Origin of the sequence: Thiolapillus sp., from assembly GCF_048562965.1 — a bacterium.
Classification (GTDB): domain Bacteria; phylum Pseudomonadota; class Gammaproteobacteria; order Chromatiales; family Chromatiaceae; genus Thiolapillus; species Thiolapillus brandeum_A.
Window position 1 is genome coordinate 1 of record NZ_JBHNMF010001080.1, and the last position, 914, is coordinate 914.

General features: G+C 55.0%; 2 protein-coding genes. Both read left to right on the forward strand.

Features of this window, described 5'->3' with window-relative positions; translation table 11 throughout:
- A partial coding sequence (locus ACOCD2_RS22405) for a hypothetical protein (RefSeq protein ID WP_419626155.1) occupies nucleotides 1-551 on the forward strand: 551 nt, incomplete at its 5' end.
- On the forward strand, nucleotides 530-914 hold a 385-nt coding region (locus tag ACOCD2_RS22410; protein ID WP_419626157.1), incomplete at its 3' end, for an RHS repeat-associated core domain-containing protein. The genes ACOCD2_RS22405 and ACOCD2_RS22410, both read left to right, overlap by 22 nt.

The window sequence follows — 914 nt, forward strand, 5'->3', positions numbered from 1 at the left end:
AGGCTCACAGCACTGCGGCCGAACACACAACCCTTCTGAGTTCTACTCACAACCTGCCGGCAACCGAGGGGCATTCCCTCCTGCTGTTCCGGCGGGATCACGTAGTTCGTAAAGATGTACCGCCATGGCTGGTGCACCATCAGGAGATGCTCAAGCGATCAACCGAACATTCTGAAAAGATTCGGGCTCAGCTGGATAGCGTTAAATGGTTGCGTAACAAGATGCGACCGCTATCCCTTAACCTCGTACGCCGCAGCCAGCTGAATCGGAAAATCACAACACTCACGGTGGAACTCGCACAGAGTGACTACTGGGTAGACTTCTACCACTACAAGGTTCAGACTGAAACATCCCGTTTTCATGCCGGCATACCCGGATCCCCCATCTCGACGATTGCCGATGCTGAAGGCGAGAGCTGGGTACTGAAGCATACGGCCGAAGATATGCCAAGCCCCCAACTGGAGATTAAGACAGAAACCCCGGAAGGCTTTCAGAAGCCAAGACCAAACCTGATCAAAAGGTTATTCCCATGGCTGAACCGGCAAAGATAGCCACGCTCCTGATGCTGCTAAGTCTACCGGTTGCCGGGCAGGGTGAACCCCACTACGCAGGAGGTAGCTACCGTGGCGACCTGGTACAGCTGGGTGCCCGGTATCTCAACCCCCGACTGTCGAGGTTCACCACACCGGATCCCGCTCAGCAATTCATGTCCGGCTATCAGTACAGTGCCGGTACCCCGGTGACACTGGCAGACCCTAGCGGTGCCATGCTACCGGAGGATCTGGCAGGCAGTATCGAGCGTGCACTGGATGGCTTGGAAAATGAGTATGCTACAGTTACTGAGAATACACAGCGCGTAAAGGCTGAGAACCTGAAACCCGTTGAAAACCCCAAACGTATTATTCGCCGGCCAG